This is a genomic window from Blastococcus sp. SYSU DS0541, assembly GCF_054050875.1.
Window position 1 is genome coordinate 144,015 of sequence record NZ_JBJHAD010000001.1, and the last position, 23,428, is coordinate 167,442.

Annotated in this window: 21 protein-coding genes; 15 read left to right on the forward strand and 6 right to left on the reverse strand. The window is 76.2% G+C overall.

Annotation, left to right across the window (positions count from 1 at the left end; translation table 11 throughout):
- Window positions 1-2: 2 nt before the first annotated feature.
- Together ACI794_RS00645 and ACI794_RS00650 are read right to left on the reverse strand one after the other, a co-directional pair.
- Window positions 3-1,124 (reverse strand): outer membrane protein assembly factor BamB family protein, encoded by a 1,122-nt coding sequence (locus ACI794_RS00645; RefSeq protein ID WP_456615471.1) that lies wholly within the window; start codon window positions 1,122-1,124, stop codon window positions 3-5.
- 77 nt (window positions 1,125-1,201) lie between these two features.
- On the reverse strand, window positions 1,202-2,746 hold the full coding sequence (locus ACI794_RS00650; protein ID WP_456615472.1) for a DEAD/DEAH box helicase: 1,545 nt from the start codon (window positions 2,744-2,746) through the stop codon (window positions 1,202-1,204).
- A 477-nt stretch (window positions 2,747-3,223) separates the two neighbouring features.
- On the opposite strand from ACI794_RS00650, the gene ACI794_RS00655 reads away from it, so the two are divergent.
- Window positions 3,224-3,874, forward strand: a complete 651-nt coding sequence (locus ACI794_RS00655) for a ferritin-like fold-containing protein (RefSeq protein WP_456602773.1) — start codon at window positions 3,224-3,226, stop codon at window positions 3,872-3,874.
- A 169-nt stretch (window positions 3,875-4,043) separates the two neighbouring features.
- Here ACI794_RS00655 and ACI794_RS00660 read toward each other — a convergent pair whose 3' ends face one another.
- Together ACI794_RS00660 and ACI794_RS00665 are read right to left on the reverse strand one after the other, a co-directional pair.
- Window positions 4,044-4,286, reverse strand: coding sequence for a DUF3107 domain-containing protein (locus ACI794_RS00660; RefSeq protein ID WP_346619940.1), 243 nt, complete (start codon window positions 4,284-4,286; stop codon window positions 4,044-4,046).
- A gap of 150 nt (window positions 4,287-4,436) precedes the next feature.
- Window positions 4,437-5,078: a TetR/AcrR family transcriptional regulator gene (locus tag ACI794_RS00665; protein WP_456615473.1), complete on the reverse strand. Its 642-nt coding sequence runs from the start codon at window positions 5,076-5,078 to the stop codon at window positions 4,437-4,439.
- A 70-nt stretch (window positions 5,079-5,148) separates the two neighbouring features.
- On the opposite strand from ACI794_RS00665, the gene ACI794_RS00670 reads away from it, so the two are divergent.
- From ACI794_RS00670 to ACI794_RS00715, 10 genes are all read left to right on the forward strand, one after another.
- The gene (locus tag ACI794_RS00670) at window positions 5,149-6,195 is read left to right on the forward strand and encodes an alpha/beta fold hydrolase (RefSeq protein ID WP_456615474.1); all 1,047 of its coding nucleotides are present in this window, start codon (window positions 5,149-5,151) and stop codon (window positions 6,193-6,195) included.
- A 38-nt stretch (window positions 6,196-6,233) separates the two neighbouring features.
- Window positions 6,234-7,124: a DUF3152 domain-containing protein gene (locus ACI794_RS00675; protein ID WP_456602021.1), complete on the forward strand. Its 891-nt coding sequence runs from the start codon at window positions 6,234-6,236 to the stop codon at window positions 7,122-7,124.
- Window positions 7,125-7,336: 212 nt separating this feature from the next.
- Window positions 7,337-8,497: an adenylyltransferase/sulfurtransferase MoeZ gene (gene moeZ / locus ACI794_RS00680; RefSeq protein WP_456615475.1), complete on the forward strand. Its 1,161-nt coding sequence runs from the start codon at window positions 7,337-7,339 to the stop codon at window positions 8,495-8,497.
- 82 nt (window positions 8,498-8,579) lie between these two features.
- Window positions 8,580-9,164: a TIGR03086 family metal-binding protein gene (locus ACI794_RS00685; protein WP_456602022.1), complete on the forward strand. Its 585-nt coding sequence runs from the start codon at window positions 8,580-8,582 to the stop codon at window positions 9,162-9,164.
- 81 nt (window positions 9,165-9,245) lie between these two features.
- Window positions 9,246-9,575: an MGMT family protein gene (locus tag ACI794_RS00690; RefSeq protein ID WP_456602023.1), complete on the forward strand. Its 330-nt coding sequence runs from the start codon at window positions 9,246-9,248 to the stop codon at window positions 9,573-9,575.
- Between the two features lie 69 nt (window positions 9,576-9,644).
- Complete coding sequence (locus ACI794_RS00695) at window positions 9,645-10,409, forward strand: biosynthetic peptidoglycan transglycosylase (RefSeq protein WP_456615476.1); 765 nt, start codon at window positions 9,645-9,647, stop codon at window positions 10,407-10,409.
- A 39-nt stretch (window positions 10,410-10,448) separates the two neighbouring features.
- Window positions 10,449-10,610, forward strand: coding sequence for a hypothetical protein (locus ACI794_RS00700; RefSeq protein WP_456602025.1), 162 nt, complete (start codon window positions 10,449-10,451; stop codon window positions 10,608-10,610).
- A 63-nt stretch (window positions 10,611-10,673) separates the two neighbouring features.
- A complete protein-coding gene (locus ACI794_RS00705; protein ID WP_456602026.1) occupies window positions 10,674-13,856 on the forward strand; it encodes an ATP-dependent helicase in 3,183 nt (1,060 codons plus the stop codon).
- Complete coding sequence (locus ACI794_RS00710; RefSeq protein WP_456602027.1) at window positions 13,853-17,242, forward strand: ATP-dependent helicase; 3,390 nt, start codon at window positions 13,853-13,855, stop codon at window positions 17,240-17,242. Before ACI794_RS00705 ends, ACI794_RS00710 begins: the two co-directional genes overlap by 4 nt.
- Window positions 17,243-17,313: 71 nt before the next feature.
- Window positions 17,314-17,697 carry a VOC family protein gene (locus ACI794_RS00715; RefSeq protein WP_456602028.1) on the forward strand — a complete coding sequence of 128 codons (384 nt, stop codon included), beginning with the start codon at window positions 17,314-17,316 and terminating at the stop codon, window positions 17,695-17,697.
- 48 nt (window positions 17,698-17,745) lie between these two features.
- On the opposite strand, the gene ACI794_RS00720 is transcribed toward ACI794_RS00715, so the two are convergent.
- Window positions 17,746-18,597, reverse strand: a complete 852-nt coding sequence (locus ACI794_RS00720; protein ID WP_456602029.1) for an alpha/beta fold hydrolase — start codon at window positions 18,595-18,597, stop codon at window positions 17,746-17,748.
- A gap of 77 nt (window positions 18,598-18,674) precedes the next feature.
- Here ACI794_RS00720 and ACI794_RS00725 point away from each other — a divergent pair, with 77 nt between their 5' ends.
- From ACI794_RS00725 to ACI794_RS00735, 3 genes are read left to right on the forward strand one after another with little or no spacing between them, the layout of a single operon-like run.
- Entirely contained in the window at window positions 18,675-19,640 is a 966-nt protein-coding gene (locus ACI794_RS00725; RefSeq protein ID WP_456615477.1) for a metallophosphoesterase family protein, read from the forward strand.
- Window positions 19,637-20,167, forward strand: coding sequence for a hypothetical protein (locus ACI794_RS00730; RefSeq protein ID WP_456615478.1), 531 nt, complete (start codon window positions 19,637-19,639; stop codon window positions 20,165-20,167). Before ACI794_RS00725 ends, ACI794_RS00730 begins: the two co-directional genes overlap by 4 nt.
- The gene (locus tag ACI794_RS00735) at window positions 20,148-21,560 is read left to right on the forward strand and encodes a dipeptidase (RefSeq protein WP_456615479.1); all 1,413 of its coding nucleotides are present in this window, start codon (window positions 20,148-20,150) and stop codon (window positions 21,558-21,560) included. The genes ACI794_RS00730 and ACI794_RS00735 overlap by 20 nt, the downstream gene beginning before the upstream one ends.
- Here ACI794_RS00735 and ACI794_RS00740 read toward each other — a convergent pair.
- Window positions 21,557-22,324, reverse strand: a complete 768-nt coding sequence (locus ACI794_RS00740) for a putative protein N(5)-glutamine methyltransferase (protein WP_456615480.1) — start codon at window positions 22,322-22,324, stop codon at window positions 21,557-21,559. The two genes, ACI794_RS00735 and ACI794_RS00740, sit on opposite strands and share 4 nt — an antisense overlap.
- A 64-nt stretch (window positions 22,325-22,388) precedes the next feature.
- On the opposite strand from ACI794_RS00740, the gene ACI794_RS00745 reads away from it, so the two are divergent.
- On the forward strand, window positions 22,389-23,270 hold the full coding sequence (locus ACI794_RS00745; RefSeq protein ID WP_456602034.1) for a DUF2510 domain-containing protein: 882 nt from the start codon (window positions 22,389-22,391) through the stop codon (window positions 23,268-23,270).
- Window positions 23,271-23,428: the final 158 nt, after the last annotated feature.

A 23,428-nucleotide genomic window follows, 5' to 3' on the forward strand; every position in this document is an offset into this window, starting at 1 on the left:
CCTCAACGGTAGGCGCGGACCTCGCCGGGTAGCGCGAGCACCACGACGTTCCCGACGACGGTGGCCACCGCCCCGCCGGGGAGCGCGGTCGCCTCGGACCGGCCGAGCTCGTCGCCGGTCGCGGGGTCGCGGTGGACGACGCCGTCGGCGGTCGGGACGGGGAGCGCCGGGGCGCCGTCCGGGGTCGTGGTCGGCTGCCCGGGCAGGCCGGTCGCGGGGACGTCCCACAGCGGTCGTGCCGACTGCGGGTCCAGGGCGGTCAGCGTGCCCCCGGCCCGGATCAGTACGGCGGTGTCGGTGGCCTCCTGCCCGACCGTGTCCCCGGCGCCGGCGGGGAGGGTGGTGAGGAGGGCGCCGTCGGCGGCCGAGAGCAGCTGGACCTCCTCACCCAGCCGCACAGCCACCAGCAGGGCGGCCCCGACCAGCTCGGCGGTCTGCCCGTCGGGCACCCGCAGGTCGCGGGTCCAGTGCTCGTCGCCGTCGAACCCGTCGAGCAGACGCAGCTGCGCGTCCGGGGAGTCGGCGCACTGGTGGAGGACGGCGACGCCGGCGTCCCCGGCGGCGGAGCCGAGCAGCGTGCAGCCCTCCGGCGGCGCGTACCGCCAGCGGATGCCGCCGCCGAGGGGGTCGAGGGTGACGATCCCGGTGGGGGTGCCGGCCAGGACGATCCGGTCGGTGGCGGAGAGGGTGACCTCCGGCCGGAAGTTCACGTTGCGGGTCCAGGCGCGCACCCCGGTCCCGGCGTCGAGGGCGACCGCCTCGTCGCAGCGGTCCTCCGTGCGGAAGACCGCGACCGCGACGCCGTCGGTCACGGTGAGCCCGCAGAGCCGGGCGTTGTCCCTCGTGTAGTGCCAGGCCTCCGCGCCGGTCACCGGGTCCAGCGCCCGCACGCCGTGCGGCGAGCCGACGAGCACCCGGCCCTCGGCGACGACGTCCCCGGGCAACGGCTCGCTCGCGGCCGACCACCCCAACGAGACGGCGCCGGCCGGCGTCCCCGGGGGGACGTCGGCCGGCGCGGCGGTGGTGCTCGAGGTGGCGGCGGCGTCCGACCCGCGCCACAGCAGGGTGGCGACGACGACCAGCGCCAGCGTGGCAGCGACCCAGATCCAGACCCGCAGCGGCATCTGCACCAGGCTGGAACGGCCGCCCTCCAGGGGCCCACGCCGAGCGTGCGAGGCGTGGGGGGGAGGGTGGTCCTTCATCAGGACGCGGCGTCGGCGCCCGAGTGCTCCGCGCCCGCCCCCTCGCCGCCGGAGCCGCTCCGTCCGGCACCGCCACGGCGGCGGCGACGGCGGCGCGGCTTGGCGCTGCCGCCCTCGGTGGAGGCCGCGGGGACGCTGTCGGGGGAGGCGTCGCCCTCCGGGGCGGCCGCACCGCCCTCGCCGGCCCCGCCCGCGCTGCGCCGGGTCCGGCGCCGCGGACGGCTCTTGCCGCCGCCGGCCTGCTCGTCGTCGCCGGTGCGGCTGGGCTCGGTCGGGCCGCGCGCGTCGCCGCGGCCCGCCGGGCGGTTGCGCTTCCCCGTCTCGCCGAGGTCCTCGAGCGTCTCGGCCTCCAGACCCTCGCGGGTGCGCTGCGAGCGGGGCAGGCGGCCCTTGGCGCCCTCGGGCACGTCGAGGTCGGAGTAGACCCACGGCGAGGTGGAGTAGGTCTCCGGCGGGTCGTCGAACCCCAGGCCGAGCGCCTTGTTGATCAGCTGCCACCGGGGGATGTCGTCCCAGTCGACCAGGGTGACCGCGACACCGGTGGAGCCGGCCCGGCCGGTGCGGCCGATGCGGTGCACGTAGGTCTTCTCGTCCTCGGGGCACTGGTAGTTCACGACGTGGCTGACGCCGGTGACGTCGATGCCGCGCGCGGCGACGTCGGTGGCGACGAGGACGTCGACCTTGCCGCTGCGGAACGCCCGCAGCGCCTGCTCGCGGGCGCCCTGCCCGAGGTCGCCGTGCACGGCGGCCGCGGCGAACCCGCGGTCGACGAGCTCGTCGGCGACCTTCTGGGCGGTGCGCTTGGTGCGGCAGAACACCATGACCAGGCCGCGGTCGCGCGACTGCAGCACCCGGGAGAGCAGCTCGGGCTTGTCCAGGTTGTGCGCCCGGTAGATGAACTGGGTGGTCTGCGGGACCGTCGAGCCCTCGTCGTTGCCGTGCGCCCGGATGTGGGTCGGCTGGGTCATGAACGACCGCGACAGGGTCACGATCGGGCCGGGCATGGTGGCGGAGAAGAGCATCGTCTGGCGCTTCTCGGGCACCATCGCGAGGACCCGCTCGATGTCGGGCAGGAAGCCCAGGTCGAGCATCTCGTCGGCCTCGTCGAGGACGAGGACGCGGACCTTGCCCAGGATCAGGTCGCCGCGCTGGGCGAGGTCCAGCAGCCGGCCCGGCGTGCCGACGACGACCTCCACGCCGCTGCGCAGCGACTCGATCTGCGGCTCGAACGCGCGGCCGCCGTAGATGGCCTGCACGCGGATGCCGCGCGTGGCGCCGGCGGTCCCGAGGTCGCGCGCGACCTGCACGCAGAGCTCGCGGGTGGGGACGACGACCAGGGCCTGCGGAACGCCGTCGGCGCCCTCGCTCGGCGGGGTCACGCGGGTCAGCAGCGGGACGCCGAAACCGAGGGTCTTGCCGGTGCCCGTGCGGGCCTGGCCGATGAGGTCGTTGCCGGCCAGCGCCAGGGGCAGCGTGAGCTCCTGGATGGCGAAGGTGCGGGTGATCCCGGCGTCGGCCAGCGCGGACACGATGTCGGGGTGCACGTCGAAGTCGCTGAACAGCGGGCTGTCAGGGGCGACGGGGGCGCCGCCGAGCTCCTCGACGGTCTGCTCCAGCTCCTCGGGAGCGGGCGCGCCGGTCTCGGCGTGCTCCAGCTCCGGGGCGGTGGTGTCGGTGGGGGTCTGCTCGATGGAGGTCAGTGCTCTCGCCTCTGGTGTGCTGGGGGACCGGCTGCGGCAGCGGTGTCGCCGCCTCGCGCCCGTCCCGGGTCGGTTGTCGCGGGATCGGTTCCTGCGCCGACGCGGCCAGCAGAACCGGACCTCGCCACGGCCCGGGAGACAGCCCGGGGGGCGTCGTCCAGCGGTCGTCAGCGCACAGATGTACGAGCGTGCCCGGAGGCCCGCCGATTCCCATGCTAGCGCGAGCAGCGGATAGCCTCTCGGCGCCGCGCTCCCCGGTGTCGGGTGCCTCACTCCTCCGGGGCACGCGCGCGTCCCTCGTCGCCGAGCCCAGGAGATGCCGTGCCCCCGGTCGAGAACACGGCGGTCGCCGATCTGCTCGGGGTGCTGGCCTACGCCGAGCTCACCGCGTTCGACCGGCTGGCCGAGGACGCCCGCATGGCGCCGACGCTCACCGGCCGGGCCGCGCTCGCGCGGATGGCCGCCGCCGAGATCGGGCACCACTTCCGGCTCGCCGCCCGGCTGGAGGAGCTGGGCGTGGACCCGGCGACGGCGATGGCCCCGTTCGTCTCGGCGCTCGACACCTTCCACGAGAGCACCCGGCCCAGCACCTGGCTGGAGGGTCTGGTGAAGGCCTACGTGGGCGACGGGCTGGCCGCCGACTTCTACCGGGAGATCGCCGGTTTCCTGCCCGAGCCCGACCGGGGCCTGGTGCTCGAGGTGCTGGCCGACACCGGCTACTCGGACTTCGCCGTCCGCGAGGTGCGCGCCGCGATCGCCGCGGACCGCACCGTCGCCGGCCGGCTGGCGCTGTGGGGGCGGCGGCTGGTGGGGGAGGCGATGACCAGGTCGCAAGCGGTGATCGCCGAGCACGACCCGCTGGCCGAGCTGATCGTCTCCGGCACCGGCGACCTCTCGGGGATCGGCCGGCTCATCGAGCGCATCACGCAGGCCCACACGGCCCGGATGAAGGCGCTCGGCCTCAACCCCTGACGCGATGACATCGTCGGCCTCCGGCCGACACCGCGGCCACGTGCCGTCCCCTGTGGCGTGGAGCGCGTCCGTCGTGCCTGCGCGGGACCCTCCGGGCCCCACTCGGCACGACCTTGCAGAAAGGGGCGCTCCGCGCATCGCGGAGCGCCCCTTCCCCTGGAGCCTTGTGTCAGCTGCCGGTGCCGGCGATGAAGCCCACGCGGCGCTGGTCGGCCTGCGCGATCTCCACGTAGGCGATCCGGTCGACGGGGACGAGGACCTGGCGGCCCCGCTCGTCGACCAGGGTGAGCAGGCCGTCCTTGGTCGAGCCCGACATGGCCTTGGCCACCTCGGCCGCGATCTCGTCAGGGGTCTTGGGGCTGTCGATGACCAGCTCCCGGGGCGAGTGCTGGACGCCGATCTTGACTTCCACGTGGGCGATGCCTCCTCGTTGCGCGACTGACCCCAACGCTAGTGCAGACGGCGGCGGCGGGACCGGCCGAGCGGGTGCGCCGTCAGCGAAAAGGAGGACCGCCTGCCCTCACCACGCGCGAGCTCGCGGCGGGACCCTGCAGGGGGCCGCTCAAGAACTGGCGTCGCCGTCCACGCGCGGGAAGCCGGAGATGCCGCGCCAGGCCAGGGCGGACATGAGCGAGACCGCCTCGTCGCGGGAGACGGTGCCCTTGCGCGGCAGCCACCAGCGGGCGCTGCTCTCGGCCAGGCCGGAGAGCCCCGAGGCCAGCAGGAGGGCGCGCTCGGGGTCGGCGCCCGTGTCGGCGGCGATGACGCCCGCGATCGCCTCGACGCACAGGGCCGAGCCGCGGTCGACGATCGCGCGCACGTCCTCGTCGTTGCGCAGGTCGGACTCGAACACCAGCCGGAACGCCTCGCCGTCGGCGTCGATGAAGTCGAAGTAGGCGCCGACGGCGGCGTCGACCCGCGCCCGGTTGTCGGCGGTGCGGCCCATCGCCTCGCCCACGCGGCGGGCGAGCTCGGAGACGTGCTCCTCGAGCAGCGCCAGGTAGAGCTCGCGCTTGCCCGGGAAGTGCTGGTACAGCACCGGCTTGCTGACCCCGGCGCGGACGGCGATCTCGTCCATGGCGGCGGCGTGGAAGCCGTGCGCCACGAAGACGTCCTGCGCCGCGCGCAGCAGCTGGAGCCGCCGCGCGCTGCGCGGCAGTCGGGACGTGCGCCGGTTGGCCGCGGCGGGGGATGAGGGCTGCATGGCAGGGGGATGCTACCGACGGCTGCCCAGGTCGTTCGATGGACGGTACGCAGAGTTACCGTCGAGGGCGATGTCCGAGGCCGAGCTCTCCGCGACCCCGCTGCCGGCGCTGGACCCCACCCTCCCCCCGTGGCCGGGGGAGGAGGTGCCGGTCCGCGGAGGCTCGGTCTTCGTGCGCCGCACCCCGTGGCGGGGGCCGGTCGAGGAGGGCGGGGAGGCGGGTGCGCCTCGCGAGCGGGCGCTGTACGTGCACGGCCTCGGCGGCGCCTCCACCAACTGGACCGATCTCGCGGCACTGCTCGCGGTGCGGTTCGACGGCTGGGCGGTCGACCTCCCCGGGTTCGGCCGGTCCCGCCCCCCGGCCCGCGCCCGGTACTCCGTCCGCGGCCACGTGCGGGCCGTCATCGAGGTCCTCGAGCACGTCGCCGCCCAGCCGGGCCCGGGCACCGGCGACCCGGTGCACCTGGTGGGCAACTCCCTCGGCGGCCTGGTGAGCCTGCTCGTCGCCGCCCTGCGCCCCGACCTCGTGGCGACGCTGACTCTGGTGTCGCCGGCCATGCCCGTGTACCGGGTGCCGCCGGCGTTCAGCCGGGCGCTGCTGCTCCTGCTGGTGCCCGGCGTGCCGACGCTGGCGGAGCGCCGGCTGGCCGCCGTCACCCCCGACGAGAACGTCCGGTCGATGGTGCGCATGTGCTTCGGGGACCCGTCCGCCGTGCCGCGCGAGCGCCTCGAGCAGGCGGTCCAGGAGATGCGCGAACGGGCCGAGCAGCCCTGGGCCGACCGGGCGCTGGCCCGGAGCATGCGCGGCCTGATCACGTCCTACCTCCGGGTCGGCCCCGCCAACGCCTGGCGGGCGGCCCGGGGGCTGCGGATGCCGGTCCTGGTGGTCTGGGGCGGGCGGGACCGGCTCGTCGACCCCGCGCTCGCCCCGCGCCTGGCCGCGACCGTGCCGGACGGGCGGCTCCTGCTCCTCGACGGCGTCGGGCACGTGGCCATGCTCGAGGCCGCGGAGCCGACCGCGCGGGCGGTGCTCGGCATGGTCGAGGGCCGGACCGCCCGGCCGGGCGTGGCGGACGGGCAGGCTGTCGCCGACGAGCCACGCAGCGTGAGACCCTGAGCCCACCCGGGGCGGAGCGAGCGAGCGGAGGGCGACCGGTGGGAGGACGTCTGACCGACGGCCGTCCCGTGCCTCGTCCGGGCCCGCCCGCCGAGCGCGGTCCGGCCCGCCCCGGGCGGCGCGACCCGCGGCTCCGCGGCCGGGTGCGCCGGTTCGTCCGCCGCCACGGGTGGCGCGCCTACGCGATCCCGCTCCTCGCGATCGCCACGGTCGCCGTCCTCGTCGACCTCGTCCTCCACCCCCCGGGGACGACGCCGACCACCGCCGCCGCGGATCCCACGTCCGCGCCCGCGGTCGCCACCACCGCCGCCGAGCCACCGCCCGCGGCCGAGCCGGTGGCCCCGGCCGAGGGGGACGCCGGCCCGTCGGAGACCGCCCCGGCGGAGGCGGTGGCGGAGGAGTACGTGCAGCACGGCGCGGGCAGCCTCTCCCTCGTCGACGGCGGCTCGGAGGTGCTCGGCACCGGCCCGCTGCAGCGGTTCATCGTCGAGGTCGAGGACGGCATCGGCGTGGACGGCGCGGAGTTCGCCGACGCGGTGACGGCGACGCTCGGCGACCCGCGCTCGTGGGGGAACGGCGGGCGCCTCTCCTTCCAGCGGGTCGGCGCGGGCGCCGCGTTCGACTTCCGGGTGAGCCTCGTCAGCCCCGGCAGCATGGAGACCTACTGCCCGGGGGTGGGCACCGGCGGCTACACCTCCTGCCGCTACGGCGACCGCGCCGTCATCAACCTGGCCCGGTGGGCGACCGCCGTCCCGCACTACGAGGGCGACATCGCCACCTACCGGCGCTACGTGGTCAACCACGAGGTCGGCCACGTGCTCGGGAACGGCCACGTGCGGTGCCCCGGGCCCGGGCAGCCCGCGCCGGTGATGCAGCAGCAGACCCTCGACCTCCAGGGCTGCGTGCGGAACGCCTGGCCCTACCCCTGACCGCCCTCCGCCGGGATCAGGGGACCTGATCGTGGGGCGTCCTCCCGCACCGTCTGCGGTGAGGGAGGACGCGCTGCGGCGGGGGAGGACAGCGGGTCCGGCCCGCCGCGGGAACCGGCCGGGGGCCGTGGGAATCCCGTTGCGTGTCACGCTGTTGTCCGCGTGAACGCTGGTCCTCCGGGGCCGCAGTCGAGAAGACCCGAGGAGCATCCGTGTCCCTGCCACCCCTGGTGGAGCCCGCCGCCGACCTCTCCATCGAGGAGGTCCGCCGCTACAGCCGCCACCTGATCATCCCCGACGTCGGGATGGACGGGCAGAAGCGACTGAAGAACGCCAAGGTGCTCGCCGTCGGCGCCGGCGGCCTGGGCTCACCCGTGCTGATGTACCTGGCTGCGGCCGGGGTCGGCACGCTCGGCATCGTCGAGTTCGACACCGTCGACGAGTCCAATCTGCAGCGCCAGATCATCCACGGGCAGTCCGACGTCGGCCGGTCCAAGGCCGAGAGCGCGCGGGACTCGATCAAGGAGATCAACCCGCTCATCGACGTCCGCCTGCACGAGACGCGGCTGGACAGCGACAACGTGCTCGACATCTTCGGCCAGTACGACCTGATCGTCGACGGCACCGACAACTTCGCCACCCGCTACCTGGTCAACGACGCGTGCGTGCTGCTCGGCAAGCCCTACGTGTGGGGCTCGATCTACCGCTTCGACGGCCAGGTGTCGGTCTTCTGGAACGACCACGGCCCGAACTACCGCGACCTCTACCCGGTGCCCCCGCCGCCCGGCATGGTCCCCAGCTGCGCCGAGGGCGGCGTGCTCGGCGTGCTGTGCGCGACCGTCGGCGCGATCCAGGCCACCGAGGCGGTCAAGCTGATCACCGGCATCGGCGAGACGCTGCTCGGCCGGCTGATGGTCTACGACGCCCTGGAGATGACCTTCCGCGAGATCAAAATCCGCAAGGACCCCGAGGGTGAGCCGATCACCGGCCTCATCGACTACGAGGCCTTCTGCGGCGTCGTCTCCGAGGAGGCCCAGCAGGCAGCCGCGGGCTCGACGATCACCGTCGACGAGCTCAAGGACATGATGGACGCCGGCAAGGACTTCGAGCTGATCGACGTCCGCGAGCCGAACGAGTACGAGATCGTCTCGATCCCCGGTGCGAAGCTGATCCCCAAGGACGAGATCCTCTCCGGCCGGGCGCTGGCGCAGCTGCCGCAGGACAAGCCGATCGTGCTCCACTGCAAGACCGGCGTCCGCTCCGCGGAGGCGCTGGCCGCGGTGAAGAACGCCGGCTTCAGGGACGCCGTCCACGTCCAGGGCGGCGTGACGGCGTGGGCCACCCGCATCGACAAGGCCCTGCCCACGTACTAGGGGCCCCGTCCCAGTGCGTCGCCCGGCCCGGCCCGTTCCCCTCGGGGAGCGGGCCGGGCCGTCGTCGTCTTCACTGACGTCCATGTCCGACTTCTCCCCGGCGGAGCTCCTCGAGCTCTTCCAGCGCGCGCAGAACCAGTTCACCGACCGGGTCGACGCGGTGGCGCCGGACCAGTGGGAGGACGAGTCGCTCCCCGGGTGGACGGTCGGCGACCTGGTCGCGCACCTGGTCAACGAGGCGCTGTGGGTGCCGCCGCTGCTGGCCGGCGAGCCGGTGGACATGATCGAGGGACGCTTCCCCGACGGCACCGACGACCTGCTCGGGGACGATCCGCTCCTCGGCTGGGAGTCCGCCGCCGACGCCGCGCTGGCCGCCTTCGCCGCGGACGACGCCCTCCGGCACACGGTCCACCTCACGCGCGGGCCGACGCCGGCGGCCGAGTACATCTTCGAGATGTCCACCGACCTCACCGTGCACGCCTGGGACCTCGCCCGGGCCACCGGCGGGGACACCGAGCTGGACGGCGAGCTGGTGACCGCCGCCCTCGTCTACGCCGAACGGCTGCCCGACGGCGGCGTCCCCGGGCTGTTCGACCCGCCGCTGGACGTCCCGCCGTCGGCCGATCCGCAGACCCGGCTGCTGGCCCGGTTCGGCCGGAGGGGCTGAGCCGCCCGGGCGGTGGCCCCTGGCGCACATCCCGCGGCTGCGGGTGCCCGGCTGGAGGGCGGCGATTGCCATGATCGGCGGGTGACCCCCGACCCCAGGGACGTCGACGAGGCGGTGTTCGACGTCGTCGAGCAGATCCCGCCCGGCCGGGTCAGCAGCTACGGCGCGATCGGCCGGCTGGTGGGCGTCGGGCCCCGCCGGGTGGCCCGGGCGCTGGCGCTGGGCGGCGCCGCGGTGCCCTGGCACCGCGTCGTCCGGGCCGACGGCTCGGCCGCGGAGCCCGTCCGCGCCCGGCAGCTCGAGCTGCTGGCCGCCGAGGGGGTGCCGGCGCGGGACGGGAAGGTCGACCTCGCGGCCGTCGGCTGGCCCGACCGGGCGGCGCCCGCGCAGCGCCGTCCTCCCGCGGGATGATCACCGCGGGCGGCGAGATCGCCCTGCGGGGCGATGTGCGCTGACCGGGGCGCGCGGTGGGCTGACCCGGTGATCCCGCAGCTCCGGCAGCAGCCCCCGCTCCCCACCCCGGCCGCGTCCCGACCCGTCCGGTCGCGCGGGGCCCGCGTGCGGCGGGCCGGCCTCCGGCTGGTGGCGGGGCTGCTCGTCCTCCTGTGCGTGGCGTTCGCCGTCGGCGGGGCGGCCCCCGGGGTGGCCGACGCCGAGCAGCGGGTGGCCGCCCGGCTCGACGCGTTCGGTGGCACGCCGTCGACGGGGGAGGTGCCCCCGCGGATCGCCGCAGCCCTGCTGGCGACCGAGGACAGCCGCTTCGGCTCGCACCCGGGCATCGACTGGCGCGGGGCGCTGCGGGCGCCGCTCGGCCTGGTCGTCGGCCGCGACCTGGGGGGCTCGACCATCCAGCACCAGCTGGCCCGCGTGCTCTACGAGGACGGGGCGACCGACGCCGGCGCCCGGGCGCGCTCCGTGGTGCTGGCCCTGAAGCTCGACCGGGCGTGGTCCGGCGAGCAGCTGCTGCGCATGTACCTGGACGCCGTCTACTTCGGCCACGGGTTCTACGGGGTGCAGGCGGCGGCCGAGGGGTACTTCGGGCTGGCCCCCGACGAGCTGGACTGGGCACAGGCCACCGTGCTCGCCGGACTGGTGCAGGCGCCGAGCGCGTACGACCCGCTCGTGCACCCCGACCTCGCGGCCGAGCGGCAGGCGCACGTGCTCGACCGGCTGGTGGCCGAGAGCGCCCTCTCGCGCTCCGACGCCGACCGGATCGCCGAGGAGGAGTGGCACCTCACGGGCTGACGGCTCCAGTTCCCGCCCGGACGTGCCGAGGACAAGGGCATGAACACGATGGCGTGCCGGGCCGTGGCCCAGGCCGGGCTGGTCGCGGGGACCGCGTCGCTCGACCACGAGCGGGCCTTCCCGCTCCTCCTCGTCGCCGGCTGGCTGACCACCGCGGCCGACCTGATGCTCGAGCAGTCCCTGCTGGACTCCCTGGCCTGACCCTCCCGCGCCACCCGCCCCGTCCGTCGCGGGATCGTCGTACCCCCGTGCTTCCATCGAGGGGTGGCGCAGCGCGGGGGTGAGAGCGGTCCGGTCTACCGGCTGCTGCCGGGCGACCCACCGCGCACGACCGCGCCGGTGCTCGACCCGACGCAGCAGGCCGTCGTCGACCACCCGGGCGGGCCGCTGCTGGTGCTCGCCGGCCCCGGCACGGGCAAGACGACGACGATCGTCGAGGCCGTCGCCACCCGCATCGACGCGGGCGTCGACCCGGAGCAGATCCTCGTCCTGACCTTCAGCCGCAAGGCCGCCGCCGAGCTGCGCACCCGCATCACCTCGCGGGTCGCCCGCACCATCCGCGAGCCGCTGGCCCGCACCTTCCACTCCTACGCCTACGGCGTGCTCCGCCGGGCCGCGGTGCTGCGGGGCGACCCGCCGCCCCGGTTGCTCACCTCCGCCGAGCAGGACGCCGTCGTGGCCGAGCTGCTGCGCGGTGACGCCGAGGGGGTCGGCACCGTCCGCTGGCCCGAGGACCTCGCGCCGGCGCTGGGCACCGAGGGGTTCCGCGCAGAGCTCCGCGAACTGCTCCTGCGGGCGACCGAGCGCGGTGTCGACGCCGAGCGGCTGGCCGCATGGGGCCGGGAGACCGGCAACGAGCACTGGGTGCACGCCGCGGCGTTCCAGCAGCAGTACGAGAACGTCAGCGACTTCTGGGTCGCCTCCCGCGGCGACGCCTCCGGCTACGACCCCGCGGAGCTCGTGCGCCAGGCCATCCTCGAGCTGACCGGCGACCCGGAGCTCCTGCGCCAGGAGCGCGAGCGCGCCCGCTGGCTCTTCGTCGACGAGTACCAGGACACCGATCCCGCGCAGGTGGAGCTGCTCGAGCTGCTGGCCGGGGGCGGGGGGAACCTGGTCGCGGTCGGCGACCCCGACCAGTCCATCTACGCGTTCCGCGGCGCCGAGCCGCGGGGCATCGTCGAGTTCACCGAACGGTTCCGGCACACCGGTGGGCGGGCCGCGTCGCGGGTCTCGCTGGGGGTCTGCCGCCGTTCGGGCGCGGAGCTGCTGCGGATCAGCCGGCAGGTGGCCGAGGGGCTGCCCGGCCCCTGGGAGCACCGCCGCCTGGCCGCCGGGGAGGGGACACCTCCCGGCGAGGCCGAGGTGCACGTCTTCGGCTCGGCCGCGGTCGAGGCCGCCTACGTCGCCGACGTGCTGCGCCGGGCGCACCTGCTCGACGGCGTCCCGTGGTCGGGGATGGCGGTCGTCGTGCGCACCGCCGCGGTGCTCGGCCCGTTCCGGCGGGCTCTCGCCTCGGCCGGGGTGCCGGTCGCCGTCTCCACCGACGAGCTGCCGCTGGCCGCCCAGCCCGCCGTCGCCCCGTTCCTGCGGTCGCTCTCCGCCCTGCTCCCCGGGCCGGACGGCGAGCCCGCAGGCCTGGACGAGCCGGGCGCCGAGGCGCTGCTCTCCTCGCCGCTGGGCGGGGCGACCGTGCTCGACCTCCGGCGGCTCCGCCGCGCCGTCCGCATCGCGCTGGCCAAGCAGGGCGTCGACGCCGCCGAGCGAGGCGCCCCGCTGGCCGCCGCGCTCACCGACGAGGCCCTGCTGGGGGCGCTGCCCGAGCACGTCGCCCGCCCGGCCGCGCGGGTGGCCGCGGTCCTCGACGCCGGCCGGTTCGCGCTGGCCCAGGACGGCACCGCCGAGGACGTGCTGTGGGCGATGTGGCAGCGCAGCGGCCTGGCCACGCGCTGGGCCCGGTCCAGCGCCGCGGGCGGCCCCTCCGGTGCGGTGGCCGATCGCGACCTCGACGCGGTGGTGGCGCTCTTCGACGCCGCCGCGGGCTTCGTCGACCGGCTGCCGTCGGCCGACGTGCGGGCCTTCGTCGAGCACCTCTCCGCGCAGGAGCTGCCCGGCGACACCGGTGCGGCGCGGGCGGTCGCCGGGGAGACGGTCCGGCTGCTCACCGCGCACGCCGCCAAGGGGCTGGAGTGGGACCTGGTCTGCGTCTCCGGGGTGCAGGAGGGGCTGTGGCCCGACCTGCGCGAGCGCGCCTCGCTGCTCGGTGCGGAGCTGCTGGTCGAGAAGGCGGCCGGCATGGACGGCGCCGGCACCGACCGCCGCGCCCTGGCGCTGGCCGAGGAGCGGCGGCTGTTCTACGTCGCCTGCACCCGGGCCCGGCGGAGGCTGGTGGTCACCGCCGTCGAGGGCGCCCTCGACGGCGCCGACGCCGGGGCGACCGCCTCCCGCTTCCTCGACCTGGTGTCCCCGCCGCCCCCTGACGGCCGGCCGCTCACCGAGCTACCGCGGGCGCTCACCCTGCCCGCCCTGGTGGCGGAGCTGCGGCGGGCGGTCGCCGACCCGCACACGCCCCCGGCCCGGCGGTCGGCCGCCGCGGCGCTGCTGCGCCGGCTCGCCGACGAGGGCGTCCCCGGCGCGGCACCGGCCCGGTGGTGGGGGCTGGCGCCGCTGTCGGACGACGCCCCGCTGGTCGACGAGGAGCTGCCCGTGCGGGTGCGCCCGTCGGCGATCGAGACCTTCCAGCGCTGCCCGCTGAGGTGGGTGCTCGGCGCCGTGGGGGCCGAGGCGTCGCCCGATGCCACCCGCACCGTGGGGTCGGCGGTCCACGCGGTCGCGCAGCAGGTGGCCGAGGGGCTGCCCGCGCCCGACGCGCGCACCGTGCTCGACGCCGAGCTCGACCAGCTCGACCTCGGTCCCGGCTGGGCCGACCAACGGCAGCGGGTGCACGCCCACGACATGCTCGACCGCTTCCTGCGCTGGCACGCCGCCAACCCGCGGGAGCTGGTCGGCGCCGAGGTGGACTTCGACGTGGTCGTGGGGCGGGCGCGCATCCGCGGCCAGGTCGACCGGCTCGAGCGGGACGCCGAGGGGCGCCTCGTGGTCGTGGACCTCAAGACCGGGAAGACCGCGGCCAAGAACACCGAGGAGCACGGGCAGCTCGCGGCCTACCAGGTGGCGGTCGCGGCCGGCGCGTTCGAGGAGCACGGCACCGCTCCCGGGGGCGCCGCGCTGCTGCAGGTCGGCACCGGCGCGAAGGCCAAGGAGCAGCACCAGGAACCACTGCCGGCCGACGTGCCGCTGGAGGGCACCTGGGCCGGCGAGCTGGTCGCGGAGGTGGGCACCGGCATGGGCGGGGCGACCTTCGAGGTGCGCACCGGCTCGCACTGCGCGCGCTGCCCGGCGCGGCGCAGCTGCCCGCTGCAGGAGCCCGGCCGGCAGGTGACCGCATGACCCCGCACGAGCGGCCGCGTCCAGAGGCTCGCCGCGAGCGTGCGAGCGGAGAGGAGGACGAGGTCCTTCCGGGGGTCCTTCAACTGTCCTTCGACGAGCTCCTGGCCGAGGCGGCCGCGCCGGAGCCCGCGCCCCGCAAGCTGCTCACGCCCGCCGAGGTCGCGGCGCGGTGCGGGCTGTCCTACGCACCCTCCGACGAGCAGGCCGGCGTCGTCTCCGCGCCGGCCGACCGGCCGCTGGTCGTCGTCGCCGGGGCGGGCTCGGGCAAGACCGAGACGATGGCCGCGCGGGTCTCCTACCTGGTGGCCAACCGCATCGTCGAGCCCGAGGCGGTCCTCGGCCTCACCTTCACCCGCAAGGCCGCCAGCGAGCTGAACGAGCGCATCCGGCTGCGCCTGGGTGCACTGGCCCGCCACCCCGAGACCGAGGACGACCTGCGCGAGCGGCTGGCGATCGCCCAGCCCACCGTCTCGACCTACCACGGCTACGCCGCCGCGCTGGTCGCCGAGCACGGGCTGCGCATCGGCGTGGAGCCCGGCGCCGGGGTGCTCGGCCCCGCCATGTGCTGGGGGCAGGCGGCCACCGTCGTCGCGGCCTGGACCGGCGACATGGCCGACGTGCCGCTCACCCTGCTCACCACCGTCGAGGACGTGCTGGCGCTGGCCGCGGAGATGGGCGAGCACGACGTGACGCCCGCGGCGCTGCGGGCCTGGACGGCGCGGCTGGAGGCGCAGATCGCGGGCTACGCGGACGCCCCCAGGAAGAAAGGCCCCTACGCCGCGGTCGCCGAGATGCTCGCCCGGCAGAGGGCCCGCGTGGCGCTGCTGCCGCTGGTCGAGACGTTCGAGGCGCGCAAGCGGGCGCTGGGCTCCATCGACTACGCCGACCAGGTGGCCCACGCCGCGCGCATCGCCGTCGCCGCGCCCGAGGTCGGCCGGCGGGAGCGGGCCCGCTGGAAGGTGGTGCTGCTCGACGAGTACCAGGACACCAGCGTCGGGCAGCTCCGCATGCTGGAGGCGCTCTTCGGCGGGGCGAGCGGCCACCCGGTGCTCGCCGTCGGGGACCCCCGGCAGTCCATCTACGGGTGGCGGGGGGCCTCGGCCGGCACGATCGAGCGATTCGCCCGGACGTTCCCCGGGGGTCCGGGCCGTGCGGCCCAGCGGCTGACGCTGGCCACCAGCTGGCGCAACGACGAAGCGGTGCTGGCGGTGGCCAACGCCGTCTCCGCGATGCTGCCCGAGCCGGCCCAGCCGCTGCCCGACCTCGCCCCAGCGCCGACCGCCGGCCGCGGCTCGGTCACCGTCGGGCTGTACGAGACCGTCGCCGAGGAGACCGCCGCCCTGGCCGACCGCCTGGCGGCCTGCTGGAAGGGCGAGGACGCCGCGGTGCCGGCGAAGGACGACGGGCGCCGGCCGTCGGTGGCGGTGCTGGTGCGCACCCGCAAGCAGCTGCCGGGCATCGCCGCGGCCCTGCGCGAGCGCGGGCTACCGGTCGAGGTCGTGGGGCTCGGCGGCCTGCTGGAGGTGCCGGAGGTCTCCGACGTCGTCGCGACCCTCACCGTGCTGGTCGACCCGACGGCCGGCGACGCGATGGGCCGGCTGCTCACCGGTGCCCGCTGGCGGATCGGCCCGCGCGACCTCGCCGCGCTGGAGGCCCGCGCCCGTGCCCTGGTGCACGCGCGCCGGCCGGCCCGCCCGGCCGGGGGCGAGGAGGCCGGGGCGGTGGAGGCCCCGCAGGAGCGCGGCAGCATCGTGGAGGCGCTCGACGACCTCGGCGACGCCGGGCAGTACTCGCCCACGGGGTACCGGCGGCTGCGCCGGCTGGGCGCCGAGCTCGCCCACCTCCGGGGCCGGATCGGGGAGTCGCTGCCCGACCTGGTCGACGAGGTGGCCCGCACCCTCGGCCTGGAGACCGAGCTGGCCAGCGCGCCGGGGGTCAGCCCGGCCGGTGCCCGCGCCCACCTCGACGCCCTGCACGGTGTCGCCGCCGAGTTCACCGAGCTGGCCGAGCTGCCGTCGCTGCCGGCGTTCCTGGGCTACCTGCGCGACGCCGAGGAGCGCGAGCGCGGCCTCGAACCCGGCGAGGTGGCGGTCAACCCGGAGGCGGTGCAGCTGCTCACCGGGCACTCGGCCAAGGGGCTGGAGTGGGACGTCGTCGCCGTGCCCGGCATGACCGCCGACCAGTTCCCGGCGCGCACCAACGCCAGCGACTCGTGGATCAAGGATCCCGGAGCCGTCCCGGCCGACCTCCGGCTCACCGACCGGGCGGAGCTGCCGCGGCTGACGCTCCCGGTGCCCGGCTCCGGTGACCAGGCCGCGGTGCGCGACGCGCTGGAGGACTACGTCCAGGACTGGAAGGACTTCGGCCGCGACGAGGAGATCCGGCTCGGCTACGTCGCCGTCACCCGCGCCAAGCGGCTGCTGCTCTGCTCGGGCAGCTGGTGGCGCGACGGCGTGAAGCCGTGCGGTCCCTCGTCGCTGCTGACCACCGCCAAGGAGGCGTGCGAGGCCGGCGCCGGCACGGTCGTGCGCTGGGCACCGGCGCCCGAGGACGGCGCGACCAACCCCGCCCTGGAGGAGTGGCCGGTCGGCGTGTGGCCGGCCGACCCGCTCTCCGAGCCGCGCCGGCGCGCGCTCACCGCCGCCGCGCAGCTGGTCGAGGGGGCGGCGCCCCACCCGCTGGACCCCGACCGGACCCTCGGCGGGGACGACGAGCTGGTCGACCAGTGGGTGCGCGACGCCGACCTGCTGCTGCGCGAGCGGGCGCGGCAGGACAGCCCCACCGTCGACGTCCCGCTGCCCTCCCACCTGTCGGTGTCGGCGCTGGTCACGCTCCGCCGCAACCCGGCCGAGCTGGCCCGCCGGCTCCGCCGCCCGATGCCGGCCGCGCCCGCGCCGCAGGCGCGCCGGGGCACCGCGTTCCACGCGTGGCTGGAGGAGCGGTTCGGCGCCGCGCGGCTGGTCGATCTCGACGAGCTGCCCGGCTCCGGCGACGAGCTGGCCGCGCCCGACGACGCCCTCGAGGAGCTGCGCGAGGCCTTCCTGGCCAGCGAGTGGGCCGATCGGCAGCCGGTCGAGGTCGAGGTGCCGTTCGAGACGCCGCTGGGCCCCATCACGCTGCGCGGCCGGATCGACGCGGTGTTCCAGCGGGAGGACGGCGGTTACGAGGTCATCGACTGGAAGACCGGACCGCCGCCGAGCGGCGGTGAACTGGCCGCCGTGGGCGTGCAGCTGGCCGCGTACCGGCTGGGCTGGTCACGGCTGACCGGGGTGCCGGTCGAGCAGGTCAGCGCGGGGTTCCACCACGTCGCCGCGAAGGAGACCCTGCGCCCGGTCGACCTGCTGGACGAGGCGGGTCTGCTCGCCCTGATCACCGGGACGAGCTGAACGTCCGGAGCGGGGCGGGCTCCGCCAGGGGATCCCCAGCGCGCCCGGCGCACTCGGACCAGGATGGCGCCATGGACGTCCTGAGCAGCCGCATCCTGCTCCGCCCGTCGGACGCCCGGAGGTCGCAGGCCTTCTACCGCGACGTCCTCGGGCTGGCGGTGCACCGCGAGTTCGGTCCCGCCGAGCACCCGGGAGTGGTCTTCTTCCTGGGCAACGGGCTGCTGGAGGTCTCCGGCCGGTCGGAGGAACGCCCGGTGGGCCTGGCCCTGTGGCTGCAGGTCCGGGACGTCTCCGCCGAGCACCGGCGACTGGCGGCAGCCGGCGTCCCGGTGACCCGGCCGCCCCGCCGGGAACCGTGGGGGCTGGTCGAGATGTGGATCGAGGACCCCGACGGCGTGCGGATCGTCCTGGTCGAGGTGCCCGACGAGCACCCCCTGCGCCGCGACCAGCGCTGACGTCCGCGCCCGCGCTCGACACGTCTCCGCGGGAACGCCGGCAGGAGGTCAGGTGCTGGCGACCCGGTCCAGGACCGCGCGGGCGAGCTCCTCGGGTGCCTGCTCCGGGATCCAGTGGGTGACGCCGGGCAGCTCCACGAAGCGGTAGTCGCCGGTGACGAACTCCGCGCACGCCTCCGCCGCCGTCCGCCCGATCGCGACGTCGCCGTCGCTCCACACGTAGGTCGTCGGCACCTCGACCTTGTCCACCCGGATGTCGGAGCTCATCGCCCGGTACCAGTTCAGCGCCGCGGTGAGCGCACCCGGCGCCGACAGCACCGCCACGTACTCGTCGGCCGCCTCCGGCGAGACCCCGGTGTCGCCGTCGGCGCCCAGCAGCATCCGGCGCAGCCGCCGCGCGTCGTCGGCGAGGAGCACCTCCTCGGCCTTGCCGGGCTGCCAGAACAGCCGGATGTACGCCGAGCGCTCCTTCTGCTCGGGGTCGATCCGGAAGGCGGCGGTGTAGGCGGCCGGGTGCGGGACGGAGACCGCGGTCAGCGACCGCACCCGGTCGGCGTGCCATGCGGCGAGGGTCCAGGCGACGTTGGCCCCCCAGTCGTGGCCCACGACGTCGGCGACCGGGACCTCCAGCGCGGTCATGAGGTCCGCGGTGACCTGGGCCAGGTTCTGCATCGCGTACGCCTCGACCTCGGACGGCCGGGCGCCGGGGGAGTAGCCCAGCTGGTCGGGCGCGTAGGTCCGCAGGCCGGCCTGGGTGAGCAGCGGCGTCACCGCGGCCCAGGACGCCGAGGTCTCGGGGAACCCGTGCAGCAGCAGCACCGGCCGGCCGTCCTCGGGTCCGTCGACGCGCACGTCGAAGGTCAGGTTGCCGACATCGGTCCGCAGCAGCTCTCCGGGCATGCCCCGGACGCTAACGCTCCGCGCGGGCACCGCGCCCCCCGGGAACGCCCCGGCGACCCCGCGTCGTTGGACCTCTCATGTCGCTGACCCGACGACAGTTCCTCGCGGCAGCCGCAGGCGTCGGCGGGGCGGCCCTCACCGGAGGGGTGCTCGCCGACCAGGTCTGGCCGCTGCTGAGCCGCGAGGACCTCGTCCCCGGCCGCACGCCCGAGCTGGTCCTGCCCCGGCAGGCCTGGACCACCACGCCCGACCGGCTCACCTTCGCCGCGGTCGGGGACACCGGCACGGGCGGCCGGCAGGCGATCGCCGTGGCCACCCGGATGGCCCAGGGCTACGAGGAGAACCCGTACGGGCTGATCACCCACCTCGGCGACATCTGCTACTACGGCCGGATCGAGGACCGCTTCGAGGACGTCTTCCTGCGCCCCTACGGCCCGCTCGTCGACGCCGGGGTCGACGTGGAGCTCGCCATCGGCAACCACGACGGCGAGGTGCACTTCAGCGACTCCCGGCTCGAGGAGATCGAGACCGAGCTCCGGCTGCTCGGTACGCCGGCCCGCTACTACCGCAGCACCCACGGCCCGGTGGACTTCTTCTACCTGGACTCGAGCATGCCGGGCCTGTTCGGCCCCGGGGCGTCCGACCAGATCGACTGGCTGGACGACGCGCTGGCGACCTCGGCGAGCCAGTGGAAGGTCGTCTGCCTGCACCACCCGCCGTACTCCTCGGGGCGGCACGGGGACACGCCGGGCGCCGAGGAGAAGGTCGTCCCGGTGCTCGAGCGGCACGCCGTCGACCTGGTGCTGGCCGGCCACGACCACAACTACGAGCGGACCGTCCCCCTGGACGGCATCACCTACGTGGTCAGCGGTGGCGGCGCCAAGCTGACGCCGGTGCGCCCGGGCCGGATCACCGCCGCCGCGGCCTCGGTGCTGCAGTACCTGCACGTCGAGGTCGACGGCGACCGGCTGACCGCCCGGTGCATCCGCCCCGACGGCGGGCTGGTCGACCGGTTCGCGCTGCGGGCCCGCGAGGGCCGGTGAGCACCCGGTTCCGGCCCGGGCGCGCGGTGCGGGAGGGTGCCGCGGCGCTCTACGGGCTGGCCGCCCTCGCCGTCGTCGTGGCCCCGGCGCTCATCATCGACTCGACCGCCACCGGCGGCGGGGTCGCGCCCACGTGGCAGGCGCTGGACCTGCTGGCGGTCAGCGCGGTGCTGGGCCTCGGCTACGGGATCGTCTGCTTCCGGCGGCTGCGCCGGCAGTCGACCGAGACCAGGTCGCGCCCGAACGCCTGGATCGCCGCCGGCCACGCCCTGGTGGCCCTCGCGCTGCTCTCGTCCCTGCTGCTGGCCGTGGTGCTGCACGAGCTCGGCTCGCTGCAGGCCCCGCTCGCCGGACAGGAGTGGAGCCTGCTCGCGCTCTGGGGCGGGGTGCAGCTGGTGGCGATCGTGGTGGCCGAGGCGGTCGAGCGCGGGGTGTTCCGCTGGCTGGTGGGCCCCGAGCGGCGGGCGCAGGCGGCGGCGCCGGGCGGCGCGGCTACCGTCGGGGACCGTGACCAGCGCCGAACGTGACTTCGTCCTCGACCACCTCGACGACCTGCACGCCGATCTGGACGCCTGGCTGCGCATCCCGTCGATCTCGGCCGACCCCGCGCACTCCCGCGACGTCGCCGCCAGCGCCACGTGGCTGGCCGACGCGCTCCGCCGCGTGGGCTTCCCGACCGTGGAGATCTGGGAGACCCCCGGCGCCCCCACCGTCTTCGCGGAGTGGCCCAGCGCCGACGCCGGTGCCCCGGTCGCCCTCGTCTACGGCCACCACGACGTGCAGCCGGTGGACCCGCTGGAGCTGTGGGAGCACCCACCGTTCGAGCCCACCCGCGTCGAGGGCCCCGACGGCCCCGAGCTGCACGCCCGCGGCGCCATCGACGACAAGGGCAACGTCGCCTTCCACCTGCTCGGCCTCCGCGCGCACCTGGCCGCCACCGGCCGCGACACCCCCGCCGTCACGGTCAAGCTCCTGATCGAGGGCGAGGAGGAGTCCGGGTCCCCGCACTTCCAGGCGCTGCTGGCGGAGAAGCGCGACCGGCTCGCCTGTGACGTCGTCGTCGTCAGTGACACCGGCATGGCCGCGCCCGACGTCCCCAGCGCGGTGACGGCGATGCGCGGCCTGGCCGACGCCGAGATCACGCTGCGCGGCCCCGCCGTCGACCTGCACTCCGGCTCCTTCGGCGGCGCCGTCCCCAACCCCCTGCACGCGATGGCGGAGCTGCTCGCGAAGCTGCACGACGAGCAGGGCCGGGTGACCATCCCGGGCTTCTACGACCGGGTGCGCCCGCTGTCCGATCGCGAGCGCGAGCTGATGAGCCGCGTGCCGTTCGACGAGCAGGCGTGGCTCGCCGGCCCCGCCGCCTCGCGGGCCACCTACGGCGAGGCCGGCTTCACCACCCTGGAACGCACCGGCGCCCGGCCGACCGCCGAGGTGAACGGCATGTGGGGCGGCTACACCGGTCCCGGCCACAAGACGATCATCCCCGCCGAGGCGCACGCCAAGGTCACCTTCCGCCTGGTCTCCGACCAGCGGCCGCAGGACATCGGCCCCATGCTGCGCGCGTGGGTCGAGGCCACCGTCCCCGAGGGCATCGAGGCCGAGGTGCACACCCCGCCCGGCGGGGTCGCGCCGTGCGCCAGCGACCTGGACTCCCCGCACATGGCGGCGCTGCTCGCCGCCATCGGCCAGGCGTTCGACACCGACCCGGCCGACGTCCTCTTCACCCGCGAGGGCGGCAGCGGCCCGGAGGCGGCGATCGTCGAGGCCCTCGGGGCCCCGCTGCTCTTCCTCGGGGCCGGCCTGCCGACCGACCGCATCCACTCCCCGAACGAGCGGGTGCTGCTGCCGATGCTCTACCGCGGTGCGGAGGCGGCGGCCCACCTGTGGCGGGAGCTGGCCGCCCGCCGCGTCGGCTAGGGCCGGGTGCCGACGACGACCGTGGCCCCGCGGTCGTCGTCGGTGACCAGCCGGGCCGCCAGGCCGGCTGCGGCGACCAGGTCCAGCGCGGCGGCGACCTGCCCCTCGCCGCACTCGAACAGCACCGCGCCGCCCGGCGCCAGCCACCCCGGCGCCTCCGCGGCCATCCGGCGGGCGAGCGCCAGCCCGTCGGCGCCGCCGTCGAGCGCGGTGCGCGGTTCGTGCTCCCGGGCCTCCGGGGGCAGCAGCGCGATCGCGGCGGTCGGCACGTAGGGCACGTTGGCCGTCAGCACGTCGACGCGGCCGCGCAGGCCGGGGGGCAGGGCGTCGAAGAGGTCGCCCTCGTGCACGGGAGTGCCGGGGAGGTTCAGCCGGGCACACGCCACGGCCGCGGGGTCGACGTCGGCGGCGTGCAGGTCGATGCCGGGGACGGCGGCGGCCAGCGCCGCGGCGACCGCGCCGGTGCCGCAGCACAGGTCGACGACGACGGCGCCCGGCCGCGCGAGCGCCGCGGCCTCGTCCACCACCAGCCCGGTCCGGCGCCGCGGCACGAAGACCCCCGGCGCGACGGTGATCCGCAGGCCGCAGAACTCCGCCCAGCCCAGCACCTGCTCCAGCGGTGCACCGGCCACCCGCCGCGCGACCAGCCGCGCCAGGTGCTCGGCGTCGCCGGCCGCCGACGTCAACAGGGCCGCCTCGTCCTCGGCGAAGACGCACCCGGCGTCGCGCAGCCGGCGCACGACGGCCGCCTCGAGGGAGTGCACGGCAGCCTCCTTCGACGGGCGCGTGATGGCGGGGACGCCGCGGGGCACGCCCTACGCTGGCGGCGTGACGGGAGTGGGCCACGACGCGGCGCCGGGCTGGTACCCCGACCCGGCCGGCGCCCCCGGCATGGTGCGCTGGTGGAGCGGGACCGCGTGGTCCGACGTGATGATGCCCGCGGGTCCGGGCGTCGAGGTGCACCGGGTCGCCACACGGCCGGCCGGTCAGCAGCAACCCGCCGGGCCCGAGGTCCCGGCGGGGCCCACCCGCCGCCGCGCCGCGGCCCGGCTGTGGGTCGCCGCGGGCGCGGTGCTGGTGCTGCTCGTGGCCGCCGTCGTCGCCGTGCTGGGCTCGGGCGGGGACGACGACGCCGGCGCGGCCATCGCGGAGGCCCCGGGTGCGGCGCCCGCCCCGGGGCAGGCCTTCCCGCCGGGCACGGTGCGGATCATCGACGAGGCCGCCGGCATCTCCTACCCCTACCTGGGCGAGGGCTGGTCGGAGTTCGACCTGGGCCGGCAGCTGGAGACCAGCGCGACCGCCGGTCAGTACTTCACGACCCAGGAGGCGACGCCCGACGGCGGCATCTTCATCTCCCAGTGCACCTCCGGTCCGGTGGCCGAGGGGTACGGGTGGGCCGGCCCGTCGACCCTGCAGGGCACGGTCACGACCCTGGCGGCCAGCGTCCGCGCCAACTACTACCCGGGGCCGAACTCGATCGAGATCCGCCGGGACGAGCCCCGCACCGTCGACGGGCGCCCCGCCCACCTGCTGGAGTTCCAGCTGTCGTGGGACGTCGAGGGCTACGACGCCTCCGGGGAGCGGGCGGCGCTGCTGCTGATCGACGTCGGCCGGCCGGCGCCGGCGCTGCTGTACGTCTCGATCCCGAACACCCACGCCGAGCTCTACGGCGTCATCGACCGGGTCCTCGCCGACGTCGACGTGCTGTGACACCGCAGTCCTCCGGACTGCACCGCGACCACGTGCCGTCCCCCCGGGGGCCCTGAGCGGGTCCGCGTCCCTCCTCGGGGACCCTCCGGGCCCCGCTCGTCGGTCGGCACCGCGACCACGTGCCGTCCCCCGGGGGCCCTGAGCGGGTCCGCGTCCCT